Here is a 17196-nt window from a genome sequence, read left to right as displayed (position 1 = left end):
TTAAGAGCAGTAAACGTGAGTAAACCGTTTGCGCTCAGACCTTCCAGTGACGTGGAAAGGGCGAAACACCTGAGATCGGAAGCAACATTCTGAGTTCAGTACAGAATCGGTGGAGCGGTAGTTCAGTTGGTTAGAATACCTGCCTGTCACGCAGGGGGTCGCGGGTTCGAGCCCCGTCCGTTCCGCCACTTTATATAAGGCCCTGAGCTAACGCTCAGGGCTTTTTTTTGCGTATAAGTTTTGGTCAGCCGGCCTGCCTGTGTTCTGCCATTATCCCTTCCTGGACAGGCCAGCCTTCGACTATCTTTTTTCTTTAAAGCGGATGTTGCCTGAGCCATTCGCTGACAAAATCAATAAAAGAGCGAACGCGTGAGTTAGCCGAGCGATCCCCATAGTAAACCGCGTTAAATGGCATATCTACCGGCACAAGCCTGTCGGCCATAACCTCTATCAGCGAACCATCGTTTAAATCTTTATTGATCATAAAGTCCGACAGGCAGGCAATGCCGTTACCGGCCAGGCACAGCTGCCTGAGCGTCTCGCCGCTGTTTGAGGCACTGGCGGGCGTAATGTCATAAAGCTGCCCGTCTGCATTAGCAATGGGCCAACGGTTCAGGCTCAGGGGTTCAACAAAGCCCAGACAGTCGTGCTGTGCCAAATCCTCTACGGTTTGCGGCGTGCCGAACTGTTGCAGCCAGCCAGGGCTGGCGACTATTTTACGTCGACTATTAAACAGCAGGCGCGCGCGAAGGCTGGAATCAGTAAGATTACCGGCACGGATAGCGATATCTACCTTACGTTCAATCAGATTGATAAAGGTTTCGGATGAAACCAGAGAGAGGGTGACTTCAGGAAAGCGCTCCCGAAAAGGTTTAATCATCGGCATTAACAGATGCAGAACCACCGGCGTAGCAGCATCAATACGCAGTGACCCTTTTGGCAGCCTTTTTCGTTCTGCCAGCTCGTTTTCCGCTGCGGACATCTCCTGAAGAATCGCCTGAACGCGCTTGAAGTAGGCTTCGCCTTCCTGGGTTAATTTAATCTGTCGGGTGGTGCGTGTCAGTAGCTCTACCTCGAGCTTGTTTTCCAGCTTTTTTACCGCACGGCTAACAGCAGAATTTGCCATTTTCAGCCGCTCGGCGGCCTTGCTGAAACTGCCGCTTTCCACCACGGCGACAAAAATCGCCAGTTCCTCTGAGTTTGCCTTCATGACTGCTTCCTGAACGTAATGCTTTTTTTGGAGCCTGCAGGCGGTAATTAAAGCATGAGGAAGCAGGGGAAGCCAGACAACGGGTGAGGCTGCCAGGCCTCTGTCAGTGCGTTGACAGCAATAAAGCATCCCTGTGGCGTTGTCTGAAAATGCCCGGTGCTCGTCTGGCCTGTAAACAGTCGGATCTCTGTCCTGTTATGAACGCTATCAGATACATAACCGGAGCCGGCGCGTTAAATCGGCTACAGTTAAAGGCGGCGGACAACCAAAAGTTTGTATTTGCTTACCTTCAGCTGGCACTTATTAGGCGCCTCCGATTGAAACCCGGCCATAAAGTCCCTATAACTGAATGCAGGATCATTGATCAACACGCAGAGGTCAGACGCTAACGTGCGGAAAAAAACTTATGCCATGAGATATGTAGCAGGGCAGCCAGCGGAACGTATTTTTCCGCCGGGCGCTATGCTGCATATGGGCAAAGCGTTACCGCCCGGTGCGCCGCTGACAGAGCACGCTACGCTACGGGTGCTGGTATGGAACATATTTAAACAGCAGCGCGCCGAATGGCTTTCGGTATTACAAAACTTCGGTAAAGACGCTCAGCTGGTATTGCTACAGGAAGCGCAGACGACCCCAGAGCTGATCCGTTTTGCCACCAGTAACTATCTGGCGGCGGATCAGGTACCGGCATTCGTCCTGCCGCAGCATCCTTCCGGCGTGATGACGCTGGCCGCTGCGCATCCCGTCTACTGTTATCCGCTGCGCGAACGTGAACCGCTGCTGCGGCTGGCTAAATCAGCCCTTGTCACCGCCTATCCGCTACCGGACGGCAAGATGCTGATGGTGGTGAATATCCATGCGGTCAACTTTAGCCTGGGGATCGACGTATACAGCAAGCAGCTTGGCCCTATAGGCGAACAGATTATTCACCATAAAGGGCCGGTGATTATGGCCGGGGATTTTAATGCCTGGAGCCGCCAGCGGATCAATGCGCTTTATACCTTTGCCCATAATATGGGGCTGCACGAGGTCAACTTTACCGACGACCATCGCCGTAAAGCCTTTGGCAGGCCGCTGGACTTCGTTTTCTACCGCGATATGGGCGTAGCGGAGGCCTCCGTGCTGGTGACGCGTGCTTCCGACCATAACCCTTTACTGGTTGAGTTTAAGCCTTAATCCTGTACCAGAGCCACAGCGCGAACGGGCGAGGCGGAGCCGCCTTTGATGCGCAAAGGCAGAGCGATAAAGGTAAAAGCCGTCGGCAGGCTGTAAAGGTTTGCCAGGCTTTCAACGATCAGGCCTCCGGCACTTAGTATCGCCTGATGAGCCGGATAATCTTTGCTGCCTGCATCATCCAGCGACATCGCATCGGTACCGAAAACCGTAACGCCTTTTCCCAACAGGTAATCTGCGCCTCTGGCTGACAGCCCCGGCCAGCCGTTCATAAACGCGGTATGATCGGGACGGCAACGCCACTTTTTATCGTAGCCCGTATGAAACAGGACGATATCCTTTGCCGCTATTTCGCCGTATCTGCCTTCCCAGTCCGCGATCGTCGCACGAGTAATCGCGCTGTTCTGCGGCAAATGGGTCATATCCAGACAGCGACCACGCCCGGTCAGCTGGCAAATATCAACCTTATCAATGCATTTTCCGCCCGGTATAAAATGTGCCGGCGCGTCTATATGCGTGCCGCAATGATCGCCGAAGCTCAGCTGACAGTTATAGTTACCGTCGCCTGCGGCGAATGTCTCTGCGCTGCTCATGAAAAAGCGCCCGTCACCGGGCCAGACCGGCATGCCTTCTTCATAAACGTGGCTCAGTTCAATCAGGCGATGCTGGTTCAGCAGCGCAACCAGATCATTCGTCATGGCGGCCTCAGGATCGTTGGACAGAGGGGCAGTAAAGCACAGGAGAGGGGAGCGGGAAATGTCGGGCATAAAAAAACCAGTCCGAAGACTGGTTTTTAAACTGAGCTTTAGCTGTCAGGCGTGGCGTTGTTGGTGACAAATAGCGTCAGCCTGTCGCCGGGCTGAATATTCGCCGAACCGCCGCTGTTCCAGCGCAGCAGATCTTTCGTGTTCACGCCGTGACGTTTTGCGATGCTGGCCAGAGAATCACCCTTACGAACCTTATAGGTGATGCTGTTGCCATTATCGGCCAGTCTGGCTGCGCTTTCGCCGCCGCCCAGGCTGAGCGTCTGCCCCGGTTTGATGTTCACGCCGCGCAGGTTATTAGCCTGCTGTAGCGTCTTCACCGACACGTTCAGGCGTTTTGCAATGCCTGACAGGGTATCACCATTACGCACCTTGTAAGAGGTGCTGGTACTGGCCAGCGCCGTTGGCTGCACCGCCGCGATATCGCCTGTTGCCAGGGAGTTGCGCAGCTGCGCCACGTGCGACTTCGGCACCATGATATAGTGCGGGCCGTTAGGCGCCGTCATCCCGCGCTTGTAGCCTGTATTAAAGCTCTTCAGCTTGTTCAGCGACATGCCGGCCATTTCCGCCGCCTGCGTCAGCTCAATCTGCTGACCCACTTCAACACGCGCCAGCGCACGGGTTTCGTTAGGTTCCGGAAGACGGATGCCGTAACGCTTGTTGTTTTTCAACAGCTCGCTTAACGCCAGCATCTTCGGCACATAAACCGTGGTTTCATGCGGAAGCGACAGCGACCAGAAATCCGTTGCCTTACCGCGAGCCTTGTTGCTTTTTATCGCTTTCAGCACGCGGCCTTCGCCGCTGTTGTACGCGGCCACGGTCAGCAGCCAGTCACCGCCGAACATCCCGTTCAGCCGCTGCATCATATCCAGTGCGACTTTGGTAGAGGCGACAATATCGCGACGACCGTCATACCACTGGTTCTGCTTAAGACCATAATTACGCCCCGTCTGCGGCACGATCTGCCAGATGCCTGCGGCATTGGCAGAAGAGGTCGCATGAGGATCAAAAGCGCTCTCCACTATGGGTAATAGTACCAGTTCCATCGGCATCTTACGTTGCTTAATCTGCTCGACAATCCAGTACATATACGGCTCAGCCCGTAACGTTACATCGTGGAGATAGCTCTTGTTTCTTAAATACTTTTGTTTTTGTTCGCGTATCCGGGGGTTTTCCGGAACCTTCATCTTCAGCTCATCGCTAATGAAATTCCACAGATCCTGATCTTTCGTCAGGCTGGTCCCATCGTCCTGCCAGCGTGGCGATAACAACCGATCTGCGTTCTGACTGCTCTGTGCTGAAGACAAACTCTGTGCATGCTGTTCGGGGGCGTCGTGCTTAGGCGCCTGGCACCCCACCAGCAGGACCGAGGCGAGTAGTAATATCGCTTTAGCCTTCATGTGTGTGTCATTGTTCGCTTAAAAGACGAGCAACTATACGTGCTCGGGCTGCTCAACACAACCCGAAAAATCAAAAATGGTCTTTCTTCTCGCGTAGAGTTGCAAAAACTTGCCATTCTTGTTGCGGAGGTGTTTCGAAGCCAATAACTTTCTGTAAATCAGCATCTTGCGTACGCAGAAAAACATTTATTTGCCGCTCAAAAGCGAGCATTACGGGCAAGGAAACCGCGTTTTTTGCACGTAACTCCTTAATTTCGCGATAATAGCCCGCTATTTTCGTATCCTGTGGCAGCAGCGAGCAGGCAAACTTCATATTCGATAACGTATATTCGTGCGCGCAGCACACCAGCGTTTCTCCCGGAAGCTGATTAAGCTTTTGAAAAGAATTGAACATCTGTTGAGGGGTACCTTCAAACAGACGTCCACAGCCGCCGGAAAACAGCGTATCACCACAGAAAAGGTAAGGTGCGCTATAGTATGAGATATGTCCTAAAGTATGCCCCGGCGTAGCAATCACACTAAATTCGAGGCCCAAAATAGCGACCTTATCACCCTCAGCGACAAGCCGATTGCTTCCCTTATCTTGTGTCTCTTGCGGGCCGTACACCACCAGATCGGGAAAATGTTGCAGCAGTTCTTTCACGCCGCCAACGTGATCGTGATGATGATGCGTCAGCAGGATCGCTGCTGGCCGCCACTGGTTTTTTTCCATGGCCGTCAGTACCGGTGCCGCTTCGCCCGGATCGACAATCAGGCAGTCGCCCCGATCGTTATTTAATGTCCAGATGTAATTATCCTGAAAAGCCGGAATGCTGGTAAGATTCATTATCGCCTCGTTGACTGGCCGCAATGGAAAGAAGATGGTAAAGCATGAAGCCCGCTAAAACACGCCATATTCGTCACGTGCCGTATTCCTGGGCGGACATCCCCTGGGGAGACTACTATCGTGACGCGCTGACCCGGCATCTGCAACCCTGTCTGGACAGGCTATACGGTTTTCATTTGCTGAAAATCGGCTCGCTGAGCGCGGAAATCGACACGGCAAGCTGCGCCATTTCGCATCAGGTCAACGTTGGCTTACAGGGCGACAATTTGCAGGTTCTGGCCGATGCCGGCAGCCTGCCTTTTGAATCAAAATCGGTTGATGCCTGTTTACTGGCGCACAGCCTGGCCTGGAGCAGCGATCCGCACCGTATTCTGCGCGAGGTAGATCGCGTTTTGATCGATGACGGCTGGATGATTATCAGCGGCTTCAATCTGTTCAGCGTGCTGGGGACGGGCAAACTGGTGCCCGGCCTGCGCCAACGCGTGCCGTGGAACAGTCGGATGTTTACCCAGACCAGGCTGATGGACTGGCTCAGCCTGTTAAACTACGAGGTGGTGCAGCGCTCGCGCTTTCAGGTGCTGCCGTGGAATCGTCAGGGCGGTAAGGTCATCAGCACGCATCTTCCGGCGCTGGGCTGCCTGAGCATTATCGTCGCGCGCAAGCGGACTTTCCCGTTAACGATGAATCCGGCCAAAAAGGCAGCGGCCCAAAGAAGGCTTGCACCCGCCGTTGGCGCAACCAGCCGGATGCGTCGACGCCATCAGGATGCTGACTGATAGCCGATGTCTTCAAAGGATGGATTGCCGGCGGCCGCGCGCGCCAGTTCGTCGCAGCGTTCGTTTTCAGGATGGCCGGCATGGCCTTTTACCCATTCCCAGGTAATTTGATGCTGGCCCAGCGCCGTATCCAGCCGTTTCCAGAGATCGACGTTTTTAACCGGCTTTTTGTCCGCCGTTTTCCAGCCGCGCTTTTTCCAGTTATGGATCCAGCTGGTAATGCCCTGACGCACGTATTGGCTGTCGGTACTCAGCACGACGTCGCAGGGTTTAGTCAGCGCTTCCAGCGCGACGATAGCCGCCATCAGCTCCATTCGATTATTGGTGGTCAGCTGATAGCCGGCGCTGAACGTTTTCTCGTGCTGGCCGTAACGTAAAATTGCGCCGTATCCGCCCGGGCCAGGATTGCCAAGACAAGAACCATCGGTGAAAATTTCTACCTGTTTAGGCATCTCTGGTAGACTCCCTGTGTAAAAACGCCAAGTCTGACATAAAACGGGTCCTATGAGCACAGTAAATACAACGCGTCAGATCGTCCTCGATACTGAAACCACCGGTATGAATATGATCGGGGTGCACTATGAAGGGCACCGCATTATTGAAATCGGCGCCGTTGAGGTGGTAAACCGTCGTCTCACCGGCAACAACTTCCATGTTTATCTCAAGCCCGATCGCCTGGTCGATCCGGAAGCGTTCGGCGTACACGGTATTGCCGACGAATTTCTGGCGGATAAGCCGACCTTCGCCGACATTGCCGACGATTTCCTGGCCTATATAGAAGGTGCCGAGCTGGTGATCCATAACGCCTCGTTTGATATCGGCTTTATGGACTACGAATTCGGCAAGCTTGGCCGCAATATCCCCAAAACCGAAACCTTCTGCCAGATAACCGATAGCCTGGCGATGGCGCGCAGGCTGTTTCCCGGCAAGCGCAACAGCCTGGATGCGCTCTGCTCGCGTTATGAAATAGATAACAGTAAGCGAACGCTGCACGGCGCTCTGCTTGACTCCGAAATTCTGGCCGAGGTCTTCCTGACCATGACCGGTGGGCAGACGTCGCTGAAGTTTTCGATGGAGGGCGACAGGCAGGAGCAGAGCAACGACGAAACCATCTATCGCATCACGCGTCCGGCTTCTGGCCTGTGCGTGATAGCGGCGACGGACGAAGAGATTGCCGAACACGAATCCCGCCTCGATCTGGTGATGAAGAAGGGCGGAAGCTGCCTCTGGCGTGTCTGAAGATGTTGAAATGTCGTAAGAGTCGAAAAAACAGGCAGTCGATCAGCAAGCTTAAGAAAAAGCATTGACGGGATGCAGGCCGCACCGTAATATTCGCCCCGTTCCCGACGGGGAACAAAGCGCGGAGCGGTAGTTCAGTTGGTTAGAATACCTGCCTGTCACGCAGGGGGTCGCGGGTTCGAGCCCCGTCCGTTCCGCCAAGTATCCGGAAAGCCCGATGCAGCAATGCATCGGGCTTTCGTCATTTCGGCATACAGCCCGTGATTTTTATTCCTTTCCGCTTTTCTCTTCCTGAATCAGCCTCGCGGTTCCAAAAGCCTTTATCCACTGCTGTTCAAACTGATTGACCGCGGCGGTAACCGCTGGCGCAGAGAGGATCTGTTCGGCCACATCCAGCGGCAACGTTATTGCTTCGCAGCCAGCCAGCATACACTCCAGCGCCTGGCGAGGCGTTTTGAAGCTGGCCGCCAGCACTTTAGCCCCCGGCGCATGCAGAGCAAGCAGCTGTTGAAGTGCTTCTACTGTCTGAATGCCATTTCCGCCCTGGGCGTCAATACGGTTAACGTAAGGCGCGACATACTCCGCGCCAGCCAGCGCCGAGAACAATCCCTGCGCTGCGCCATAAACGGCGGTGCCCAACGTTGGAATAGCCTCTTTTTTCAGCTGCCTGATTGCCGCCAGGCCTTCTGTCGTAGCCGGAATTTTTACGACCACATCAGGAAGGATCGCGCGCAGCTGTAACGCTTCCTCCACCATCTCTTCCGCCCGGGCGGCAATAACCTGAGCAAAAATTTTGCCCTGGCCGCCCAGCGCCGCCTGCAACTCAGGTAACAGAATGGATAACGGCGTTTTCCCGCCGGCGACAATAGCCGGATTGGTGGTCACGCCCGCCAGCGGCAGTATCCTCGCTAAACGTTTTACCGCCGCTACATCCGCAGTATCAAGATAGAGTTCCATATAGCTCCTTAAGCCTGTTGACGATCGCAATTCCGAAATATTACCCGCTGCGTGAACTTGTTTATTGCCCGGGATCAAAGTTACTTTCATTTGAAAGTACTTAAATCTTCGTACGTAATATGACGGAGGCGGTTCATGATTTTCAATATTCAGCGCTATTCCACACACGACGGGCCTGGTATCCGCACCGTGGTGTTTTTAAAAGGCTGTTCGTTGAAATGTCGCTGGTGCCAGAATCCGGAAAGCTGCTCGCACGAGCGGGAAATCCTGTTTGATAAAAGAGCCTGCCTGTCGGGCTGCGAGTTATGCCAGCTGGCCGTGCCGGACGCCATCGTTCGTCAACAACAACAACTCGTCATTTTCCGGGAGAAGATGCGTCCCAACCATTTCTCCGCGTTGGAAAACTGTTGCCCCACCCAGGCGCTGACGATCTGCGGCGAAGAGAAAAGCGCAGCGGAAATTATGGCCGTAGTCAGGCGGGATAAGCCTTTTTATCAGCGCAGCGCGGGCGGCGTGACGCTTTCCGGCGGCGAGCCTTTTATGACGCCAAACCTCACCGAAACGCTCTTACGGCTCAGCCATCAGGAAGGGATCCATACGGCCGTGGAAACCTGCCTGCATGTGCCGTGGCGTTATATCCAGCCTTCGCTGCCCTGGATCGACCTGTTCCTGGCCGACCTTAAACACACCGACGAAGCGCGTTTTCAGGCATGGACGAACGGTTCGGCGAAGCGGGTGCTGGCTAATTTGTGCAAGCTGGCGGAAACGGGCAAGGAGATCGTCATCCGTGTACCGCTCGTTCCGGGTTTTAATGCCGATCGGCAGTCGATCCGCAGCATAGTGGATTTCACCGCCGATCGATTACGGGCCAAAGAGATCCATTTCCTTCCCTATCACACGCTGGGTAAAAGCAAATATGCCTTGCTTAATCAGCCTTACCTTGCGCCAGCCAGGCCGCTCGATAATCCGGAAATCCTTGCCTTTGCGCAGTCGTACGCGCGGCAAAAAGGCCTGATAACCACGCTAAGAGGATAAAATGATGACCAGACTTAACCTTGATGTTTTAAGCAGCCGTATCAAAACGCATAAAGAAGCCCTGATCGCTATCAGCAAGCCCCCGATTTGTACCGAGCGCGCGCGGCACTATAGCGAAATCTATCAGCAGCATCAGGATAAACCCGTACCGGTTCGCCGCGCGCTGGCGCTGGCACACCATCTGGCGGAACGGACTATCTGGATTAAGCATGATGAGCTGATTGTAGGCAACCAGGCCAGCAAGGTGCGCGCCGCGCCCATTTTCCCGGAATATACCGTGACATGGATCGAAAAAGAGATCGACGATCTGGCGGATCGTCCCGGCGCGGGCTTTTCTGTTTCTGAAGAGGACAAGCGGGTACTGCATGAAATCTGCCCGTGGTGGCGCGGCCAGACGGTGCAGGATCGCTGCTACGGCATGTTTACCGGGGAGCAGAAGGCGCTGCTGGCAACCGGCATCATCAAAGCGGAAGGGAATATGACCTCCGGCGACGCCCATCTGGCCGTCAACTTTCCGCTGCTGCTGGAGAAAGGGCTGGATGGCCTGCGTGAGAAAGTGGCGGAACGCCGCAGCCGCATCGATCTGACGCATCTGAACGATCTGCATGGCGAGCAGTTTTTGAAAGCCATCGATATCGTTCTTCAGGCCGTAACTGAGCATATCAAGCGCTACGCCACTCTGGCCCGCGAAATGGCGCAGGCAGAGAAGAGCGCCGCGCGCCGTGGGGAACTGCTGACCATCGCGGAAAATTGTGACGTGATCGCCCATCGGCCGCCGCAGACCTTCTGGCAGGCGCTCCAGCTTTGCTATTTTATTCAGCTGATCCTGCAAATTGAGTCTAACGGTCATTCGGTCTCTTTTGGCCGCATGGATCAATACCTTTATCCCTGGTATCGCCGCGACGTGGAGCTGGAACAGCATACGGATCGCGAGCAGGCGATCGAGCTGCTGCAAAGCTGCTGGCTGAAGCTGCTGGAGGTCAATAAGATCCGATCCGGCTCGCACTCCAAAGCTTCGGCCGGCAGTCCGCTCTATCAAAACGTCACTATCGGCGGACAGAATCTGCTGGCGGACAAGGCGGTGGATGCCGTCAACCCGCTCTCTTACGCGATTCTGGAATCCTGCGGTCGTTTGCGTTCGACGCAGCCAAACCTGAGCGTGCGCTACCATGCCGGAATGAGCGACGATTTCCTGAATGCCTGCGTGGAGGTTATCCGCTGCGGCTTTGGGATGCCGGCCTTTAACAACGATGAAATCGTCATTCCGCAATTTATCCGGCTGGGCGTCTCAGCGGCCGACGCTTATCAGTATGCGGCTATCGGCTGCATCGAAACGGCCGTGGGCGGCAAGTGGGGCTATCGCTGCACCGGGATGAGCTTTATTAATTTCGCCCGCGTGATGCTGGCGTCGCTGGAAGGCGGACGCGACGCCACCAGCGGCAAAACGTTTCTGCCGCAGGACAAAGCGCTTTCCGCAGGCAATTTCGACAGTTTCGATCGGGTTATGAGCGCCTGGGATGAGCAGATCCGCTATTACACCCGCAAATCGATAGAAATAGAGTACGTGGTGGATACGGTGCTGGAAGAGAACGCGCACGATATTCTCTGTTCGGCGCTGGTGGATGACTGTATTGAGCGGGCAAAAAGCATCAAGCAGGGCGGCGCAAAATATGACTGGGTATCGGGATTGCAGGTGGGCATCGCCAATCTGGGCAACAGCCTGGCGGCGGTGAAAAAACTGGTGTTTGAACAAGGAGTGGTGGCGCAGCAGGCATTAAGCGAAGCGCTGGCCACCGATTTTGACGGTCTGAATGGCGAGCAGCTGCGCCAGCGTCTGGTTAACGGCGCGCCAAAATACGGCAACGACGATGATTATGTCGATGAGCTGCTGACGCGCGCTTATCAAACCTATATTGAGGAGCTGAAAAGCTACGTTAATCCACGCCATGGCCGTGGCCCGATCGGTGGCGGTTACTATGCGGGCACCTCGTCTATCTCTGCCAACGTGCCTTTTGGCGCGCAGACGATGGCAACGCCGGACGGGCGTAAAGCGCGAACGCCGCTGGCGGAAGGGGCCAGCCCGGCGTCAGGCACCGATCGCCTGGGGCCGACGGCGGTGATGGGTTCAGTCAGCAAGCTGCCTACCGGATCGATTCTGGGCGGCGTTTTGCTGAACCAGAAGCTGAATCCCGCCGCGCTGGATAATCCGGGCGACAGGCAAAAGCTGATGCTGCTGCTGCGCACTTTCTTTGAAGCGCATAAAGGCTGGCATATTCAGTACAACATCGTCTCGCGGGAAACGCTGCTGGCCGCAAAGGCGCAGCCCGATAATTATCGCGATCTGGTGGTGCGCGTAGCGGGATATTCCGCCTTCTTTACCGCGCTTTCTCCCGACGCGCAGGACGATATTATTGCCCGCACCGAACATAGCCTTTGACGGGGCATCGCAGAGTACAGGCCAGGCTTGATTGTGAGCCGACCTGTACTCTTTTATCAGCACAAACTAACTTCAAAAATGGCGAACCGCTACGCTTACGGGCTTGAAGCAGCGCTAAAAATTGAAGCTATCAAATCAGAGGAAGGCGCGCAGAGCTGAACGTTTTTTTAAGCGGAAGCCTGCCGGTAGCAGGCTTTCTGCCCTTATCATTTAAGCGCGTCTTTTCTCCACCGCTACGCGGCTCGCGTAACGCGGCACAGAGCTTACGCACTCTTCGCGTGCCATCCAGCGATAGCAGCCTGCCGCCAAAGCAACGCCGATAAACCAGCTGAAGTTAGCCACCTCGTGCAGCGAAGGCGAAAAGCTAATCGCCAGCCCAATCAGTACCGAGGGCAGCAGCGCGGCAATCGCCTTAGGATTGAAGCCGCCGCGATACCAGTATTTTCCCTGCGGCGTAGCGTTAAAAAGATCGTCCGTTGAAATCTGTCCGCGTTTGACCAGGTAAAAATCGCACAGCAGGATGCCAAACAGCGGGCCGATAAAGGCGCCCAGCACGTCCAGCGTATAGTGGATAAGCTCGGGCGACTGAAACAGGTTCCACGGCGTCAGCAGCACCGATCCTACGGCAGCAATCATGCCGCCGGTGCGGAAGCTAATCTTCTGCGGCGAGCAGTTAGAAAAATCGAACGCGGGCGAAACGAAGTTGGCGACGATGTTGATGCCGATCGTCGCGGTGATCATCGTCAGCAGGCCAACGGCCACCGCCAAATCGCTGCCCACGCGGCTGACCGTTTCAATGGGGTCGGTAATCATATGGCCGAACAGCGACTGCGTGCCGGAAACAATCACCACCGTCACTACGGAAAAAAGCAAAAAGTTAAACGGCAGCCCCCAGCGATTGCCGCGGCGGATCGCCTTCATGCTTTTGCCATAGCGCGCGAAGTCGCCAAAATTAAGCAGCGGCCCGGAGAAATAAGAGACGACCAGCGCCGTCGCGGTCACCATCTGCCAGAGCTGCTGGCTGCCGCTGAGCTGTTTCGTGGAGAGCGTAAAGGAAATACCTTCAAAACCCGTTCTGTATACAATCCAGACCGCCAGCAGCACCATCACCACATAGACCGCCGGGCCGGCCACATCGATAAAACGCTTAATCGCCTTCATGCCGTGCCAGAACACCAGCGCCTGAGCAAGCCACATAAAACCAAAGCAGAGCCAGCCAAGCTGCGACAGGCCCAGCCAGGAAACCTGCGTCATCGGCGCCAGTGAAGGCCAAAACTTCAGCGTTACCAGCATCAGCGCGTTAGCGGCCAGCCAGGTCTGGATACCGTACCAGGCGAACGCAATCAGACCCCGGATCACCGCCGGAATATTGGCGCCGAATACGCCAAAGGCCTGGCGGCAGACGACCGCATAAGGCACGCCGGTCATCTGGCTGGGCTTAGCGATCAGATTAGCGCACAGCTGCACGATGCAAATGCCCGCCAGCAGACAAATCAGTACCTGCCAGCTCGCCAGACCCAGCGTGAAAAAGCTGGCCGCCACCACATAACCGCCCATGCTGTGCACGTCCGACATCCAGAAAGAAAAGATGTTGTACCAGCTCCAGTTCTGCTCGCGCGTCGGGGCCAGATCCTCGTTGCACAGCCGCGGGCTGTAGCTGGCGTGCGCTTCCTCTGCGGACGCCGGAGTAACATGTAGACTCTTTGGCATGAAACCTGCTCCTCAACAATTCAACGAAATAGCAAACGGTTGAGAGAGGTATTGCAGGATCCAGGCCAGAAGTTGAATTCATGTATACAAAATAAGCCAATCGTGTGTACGATTTTAGGCAAGATAAACCTGAGCGGACCAGGAAATGAAAAGTGAAAGCGGCCTGAAAAGGGCTACCGACCTGAATGACAAAGACGAAGCTATCTTTCAGGCGCTGATGAAGGCGATGGTGGAGCGTCAGCTGCCGCCGGGCAGCAAACTGCCGGAAGAAGCGCTTGCCGACGTCTTCGGCGTTAGTCGAACCGGCATCCGTAAAGTGCTGACTCGCCTCGCTGCGGTGCAGATGGTGGTGTTAACGCCCAAGCGTGGTGCACAAGTTGCCACGCCTTCGACAGAAGAAGCGCAGGACATCTTCCGTACGCGTGAACTTATCGAATGCGCCAATCTTCCCACCGTGCTGGCGCACTGTCAGTCTACCCATCTGGTCGCGCTGGAAAACCTAATCCAGCAGGAACAGCAGGCGCATGACGAGCGTGACGGCCCGGCGGCGATCCGGCTTTCCGCCGCGTTCCATATTCAGCTTCAGGCGATCTCCGGTAACCAGGTGCTGACCGAGATGGTGACCCGACTGACCCAGCGTTCGTCGCTGGTGATTGCGGCCTGGGGCGCGCCGTGGCAGCAGGGCTGCCGCTGTGACGACCACGACAGGCTGATCGGCCTGCTCAGACAAAAAGCGCTGGTGCCGCTTACTGAAGCAATGCGGCAACATTTTGCGCATATAGTAGCGAGCCTGCATTTCGAGCGCGGTGGCGAAACGCTGCCGGATTTCGCCAGCCTGTTCACCGGTTTTGGAGGCGCGAATGACCGTTAAACAGCTTATTCAGGTTATCAATCCCAATACCAGCCTGGCGATGACCGAAACCATTGGCGAAGCGGCGCGCGCCGTAGCATCGCCGACGACGGAAATCCTGGCGGTTTGTCCCTCGGAAGGGGTTCCCTCAATCGAAGGGCATTTTGACGAGGCCGTCGCCGCTATCGGCGTGCTGGAGCAAATAAAAGCCGGACGCGAGCAGGGCGTCTGCGGTCACGTTATCGCCTGCTTTGGCGATCCGGGGCTGCTGGCGGCGCGCGAACTGGCTTCGGGGCCGGTTATCGGCATTGCGGAAGCCGCTATGCATATGGCTACGATGGTTGCCACGCGCTTTTCCATCGTCACCACGCTGCCGCGCACCGTTATTATCGCGCGTCATCTTTTACAGCAGTATGGTTTTGAACCGCATTGCGCCGCGCTGCATGCTATCGATCTGCCGGTACTGGCGCTGGAGGATGGCACAGGGCTGGCGCAGGAAAAAGTGCGTGAGCGCTGTATCCGCGCAAAAAAAGAGGACGGCAGCGGCGCCATTGTACTGGGCTGCGGCGGCATGGCCCGGCTGGCGCGGGAACTGACGCAGGAGCTGAATATGCCGGTTATTGACGGCGTGGGCGCGGCGGTAAAAATGGTGGAATCGCTGGTGGCGCTGGGGCTGTCGACCAGTAAGCATGGCGATCTGGACTATCCGCTGCGAAAAAACCTGTCGGGTCAGTTTAAGCGCCTAAACTAAGTTATCTTGCTCTGGAACAGGACTACGATCATGACCGATGCTGATGAAAAGAAAGAGTACAGCTTCAATAAAAACTATCCCCGCGATCTGATCGGCTACGCCGGAAAGCCGCCCCATGCGGCCTGGCCGGACAATGCACGTATCGCCGTGCAGTTTGTTCTGAACTATGAAGAGGGCGCGGAAAACAGCGTGCTGCATGGCGATACCGGCTCCGAGCAGTTTTTATCGGATATTATCGGTGCGGCCAGCTATCCCGAGCGCCATATGTCGATGGAATCGCTGTATGAATACGGCTCGCGCGCCGGTTTCTGGCGCATCCACAACGAGTTCCAGAAGCGCGGCCTGCCGCTAAGCGTTTTTGGCGTGGCGATGGCGCTGGCACGTCATCCGGAAATCGTCGAGGCGATTAAAAACGCCGATTACGACGTGGTCAGCCACGGCTGGCGCTGGATCCACTATCAGGGAATGGATGCAAAAACCGAGCGGCAGCATATGCAGCAGGCGGTGGATACGCTGACCGATCTTTTCGGCAAAGCGCCAACCGGCTGGTATACGGGACGCGACAGCCCGAATACGCGCAGGCTGGTGGTGGAGCAGGGCGGCTTTACCTACGACAGCGACTATTACGGCGACGATCTGCCATTCTGGACAAAGGTGACCTGTCAGGACGGGACGGTCAAGTCGCACCTGATCGTACCTTATACGCTGGAAACCAACGACATGCGTTTTGCCACGCCGCAGGGCTTTAACACGGCGGAGCAGTTTTACACCTATCTGAAAGACAGCTTTGACGTGCTGTATGAAGAGGGTGAAACCGCGCCGAAAATGCTTTCCATCGGCATGCACTGCCGTTTGCTGGGCAGGCCTGGCCGCTTCCGCGCATTGCAGCGCTTTCTGGATCATGTACAGCAGCATGATAAGGTCTGGATCTGCACGCGTCAGCAGATTGCCGACCACTGGATAAAGACGCACCCGGCGCCGGAGGCGTAAGTAAACCTGTCAGGAAGGCATGATGTGCCATCCTGACAGGATCGCCAGCAGAGGAAAAATTAGCTAGCGGATCGACCTGGAGCTGGCAAAACCACGAATAGCAGCTTCAGCCAGGCTTGCTGCCGTATCAACAATCGGCAGCAACTGCTGAGGATGGCTTTTAAGTAAGGGGCTGATGTCCGTACAGGCAATAAGCAGCGCCTGGGCGCCAGCTTCCTGCGCCAGAGAAATCAGCGCCCGCCACTGCGTTATCACTTCAGGATCGGTAAATCCGTTTTGCTTAATCAGCGCTATCAAACGCGTTGTGCTCGCACGTAATGGCTCAGAAGAGACACAGCGCTTTCCTGTCAGATGCAGACGCTGCTGATAAAAACCCGCATCAAGCGTAGCCTCAGTAGCAATCACGGCGATGTTCTCCGCTGCGGCAAGGCGTTCAAGCGCGCAGTCGGCAATATGCAGGACAGGAATGCCAGCGCTGGCCTCCTGCATTTCAGCAAAGTAGCAATGGGCTACATTGCAGGGCACCACGATCAAATTGACCCCGACTTTTACCAGATCGCTAATGCCATCGCGCAGTGCCGCTGACATTGCGGCATCTTCAACCGCCCGGTCAGGGAAAAAAGGCGTCGGCAAGGAAATAATATGCATTTTGGGATAGTCGATATCGAACCTGGCCCCGTATTGCTTTTGGCACTCATCCACCAACATATCGATAAAAGGCGCGGTGGAGCGCGGCCCCATACCGGCCAGCACCCCTAGACTGTAAGGCATTACGCTCTCTCCCTTTGATAACGGACAAAATTCATCATACATAGCGCCAGCAGTAAAAAAGAAATTATTAACAGCTCAACAGAGATAAGGACGGCGGTAAACCGATAGACACTGGCTGATAATTAAGCGCTTAAATAAACTGATGCGGTCCATTTTTTAATGCGTATCTGGTTACGGATTAAACGACCTTAAGGCCTGGCTCTCTCCCGCAAACAGGTGACAGAAAAGAGCCTGGCACTGGTAAAAGCATTTTCAGGCTAAAAAATAGCCGGTCGGGCTTCTGCCGGGTCTGCGGATTCACTCCTGG

Annotated in this window: 16 protein-coding genes and 2 tRNA genes; 10 read left to right on the top strand and 8 right to left on the bottom strand. The window is 55.4% G+C overall.

Annotation, left to right across the window (positions count from 1 at the left end; genetic code table 11):
- The first annotated feature begins 111 nt into the window (after nt 1–111).
- Nucleotides 112–188 (top strand) — tRNA-Asp (locus tag AB6T85_RS11145).
- Nucleotides 189–313: 125 nt separating this feature from the next.
- Here AB6T85_RS11145 and yafC read toward each other — a convergent pair.
- Complete coding sequence (gene yafC / locus AB6T85_RS11140; RefSeq protein WP_369895590.1) at nt 314–1210, bottom strand: DNA-binding transcriptional regulator YafC; 897 nt, start codon at nt 1208–1210, stop codon at nt 314–316.
- 390 nt (nt 1211–1600) lie between these two features.
- On the opposite strand from yafC, the gene AB6T85_RS11135 reads away from it, so the two are divergent.
- Nucleotides 1601–2386, top strand: a complete 786-nt coding sequence (locus AB6T85_RS11135; protein WP_253455358.1) for an endonuclease/exonuclease/phosphatase family protein — start codon at nt 1601–1603, stop codon at nt 2384–2386.
- On the opposite strand, the gene AB6T85_RS11130 is transcribed toward AB6T85_RS11135, so the two are convergent.
- From AB6T85_RS11130 to gloB, 3 genes are all read right to left on the bottom strand, one after another.
- Entirely contained in the window at nt 2383–3081 is a 699-nt protein-coding gene (locus AB6T85_RS11130) for a cyclase family protein (protein WP_253455357.1), read from the bottom strand. The two genes, AB6T85_RS11135 and AB6T85_RS11130, sit on opposite strands and share 4 nt — an antisense overlap.
- A 107-nt stretch (nt 3082–3188) precedes the next feature.
- Nucleotides 3189–4547, bottom strand: a complete 1359-nt coding sequence (gene mltD / locus AB6T85_RS11125) for a murein transglycosylase D (RefSeq protein WP_125288908.1) — start codon at nt 4545–4547, stop codon at nt 3189–3191.
- 70 nt (nt 4548–4617) lie between these two features.
- Nucleotides 4618–5373: a hydroxyacylglutathione hydrolase gene (gene gloB, locus AB6T85_RS11120; protein ID WP_369895588.1), complete on the bottom strand. Its 756-nt coding sequence runs from the start codon at nt 5371–5373 to the stop codon at nt 4618–4620.
- A gap of 44 nt (nt 5374–5417) precedes the next feature.
- Here gloB and AB6T85_RS11115 point away from each other — a divergent pair, with 44 nt between their 5' ends.
- Nucleotides 5418–6149 (top strand): class I SAM-dependent methyltransferase, encoded by a 732-nt coding sequence (locus tag AB6T85_RS11115; protein ID WP_253455355.1) that lies wholly within the window; start codon nt 5418–5420, stop codon nt 6147–6149.
- Here AB6T85_RS11115 and rnhA read toward each other — a convergent pair.
- Complete coding sequence (gene rnhA, locus AB6T85_RS11110; RefSeq protein WP_253455354.1) at nt 6134–6601, bottom strand: ribonuclease HI; 468 nt, start codon at nt 6599–6601, stop codon at nt 6134–6136. The genes AB6T85_RS11115 and rnhA overlap by 16 nt on opposite strands.
- Nucleotides 6602–6653: 52 nt before the next feature.
- Here rnhA and dnaQ point away from each other — a divergent pair, with 52 nt between their 5' ends.
- Nucleotides 6654–7388 (top strand): DNA polymerase III subunit epsilon, encoded by a 735-nt coding sequence (dnaQ, locus tag AB6T85_RS11105; RefSeq protein ID WP_369895586.1) that lies wholly within the window; start codon nt 6654–6656, stop codon nt 7386–7388.
- A gap of 123 nt (nt 7389–7511) precedes the next feature.
- A tRNA-Asp gene (locus tag AB6T85_RS11100) sits at nt 7512–7588 on the top strand.
- A gap of 67 nt (nt 7589–7655) precedes the next feature.
- On the opposite strand, the gene fsa is transcribed toward AB6T85_RS11100, so the two are convergent.
- Nucleotides 7656–8345, bottom strand: a complete 690-nt coding sequence (fsa, locus tag AB6T85_RS11095) for a fructose-6-phosphate aldolase (protein ID WP_253455353.1) — start codon at nt 8343–8345, stop codon at nt 7656–7658.
- Between the two features lie 135 nt (nt 8346–8480).
- On the opposite strand from fsa, the gene AB6T85_RS11090 reads away from it, so the two are divergent.
- Both AB6T85_RS11090 and AB6T85_RS11085 read left to right on the top strand, forming a co-directional pair.
- The gene (locus AB6T85_RS11090; RefSeq protein ID WP_253455352.1) at nt 8481–9380 is read left to right on the top strand and encodes a glycyl-radical enzyme activating protein; all 900 of its coding nucleotides are present in this window, start codon (nt 8481–8483) and stop codon (nt 9378–9380) included.
- Between the two features lie 4 nt (nt 9381–9384).
- The gene (locus AB6T85_RS11085) at nt 9385–11817 is read left to right on the top strand and encodes a formate C-acetyltransferase/glycerol dehydratase family glycyl radical enzyme (protein ID WP_369895596.1); all 2433 of its coding nucleotides are present in this window, start codon (nt 9385–9387) and stop codon (nt 11815–11817) included.
- A 210-nt stretch (nt 11818–12027) separates the two neighbouring features.
- On the opposite strand, the gene AB6T85_RS11080 is transcribed toward AB6T85_RS11085, so the two are convergent.
- The gene (locus tag AB6T85_RS11080) at nt 12028–13527 is read right to left on the bottom strand and encodes an NCS1 family nucleobase:cation symporter-1 (RefSeq protein ID WP_369895585.1); all 1500 of its coding nucleotides are present in this window, start codon (nt 13525–13527) and stop codon (nt 12028–12030) included.
- A 145-nt stretch (nt 13528–13672) separates the two neighbouring features.
- On the opposite strand from AB6T85_RS11080, the gene AB6T85_RS11075 reads away from it, so the two are divergent.
- Genes AB6T85_RS11075 through puuE form a run of 3 tightly spaced genes read left to right on the top strand, consistent with a single transcriptional unit; the run spans nt 13673 to nt 16118 of the window.
- Entirely contained in the window at nt 13673–14398 is a 726-nt protein-coding gene (locus tag AB6T85_RS11075; protein WP_253455349.1) for a GntR family transcriptional regulator, read from the top strand.
- Complete coding sequence (gene hpxA / locus AB6T85_RS11070) at nt 14388–15128, top strand: allantoin racemase (RefSeq protein WP_253455348.1); 741 nt, start codon at nt 14388–14390, stop codon at nt 15126–15128. Before AB6T85_RS11075 ends, hpxA begins: the two co-directional genes overlap by 11 nt.
- 30 nt (nt 15129–15158) lie before the next feature.
- Nucleotides 15159–16118 carry an allantoinase PuuE gene (puuE, locus tag AB6T85_RS11065; protein ID WP_301253367.1) on the top strand — a complete coding sequence of 320 codons (960 nt, stop codon included), beginning with the start codon at nt 15159–15161 and terminating at the stop codon, nt 16116–16118.
- A gap of 63 nt (nt 16119–16181) precedes the next feature.
- Here puuE and AB6T85_RS11060 read toward each other — a convergent pair whose 3' ends face one another.
- Complete coding sequence (locus AB6T85_RS11060) at nt 16182–16889, bottom strand: aspartate/glutamate racemase family protein (protein ID WP_369895582.1); 708 nt, start codon at nt 16887–16889, stop codon at nt 16182–16184.
- Between the last annotated feature and the right edge of the window lie 307 nt (nt 16890–17196).

The sequence above is a fragment of the Erwinia aeris genome, assembly GCF_041224955.1.
GTDB lineage: Bacteria > Pseudomonadota > Gammaproteobacteria > Enterobacterales > Enterobacteriaceae > Erwinia > Erwinia aeris.
This window is presented reverse-complemented; position numbering and strand designations above follow the sequence as displayed.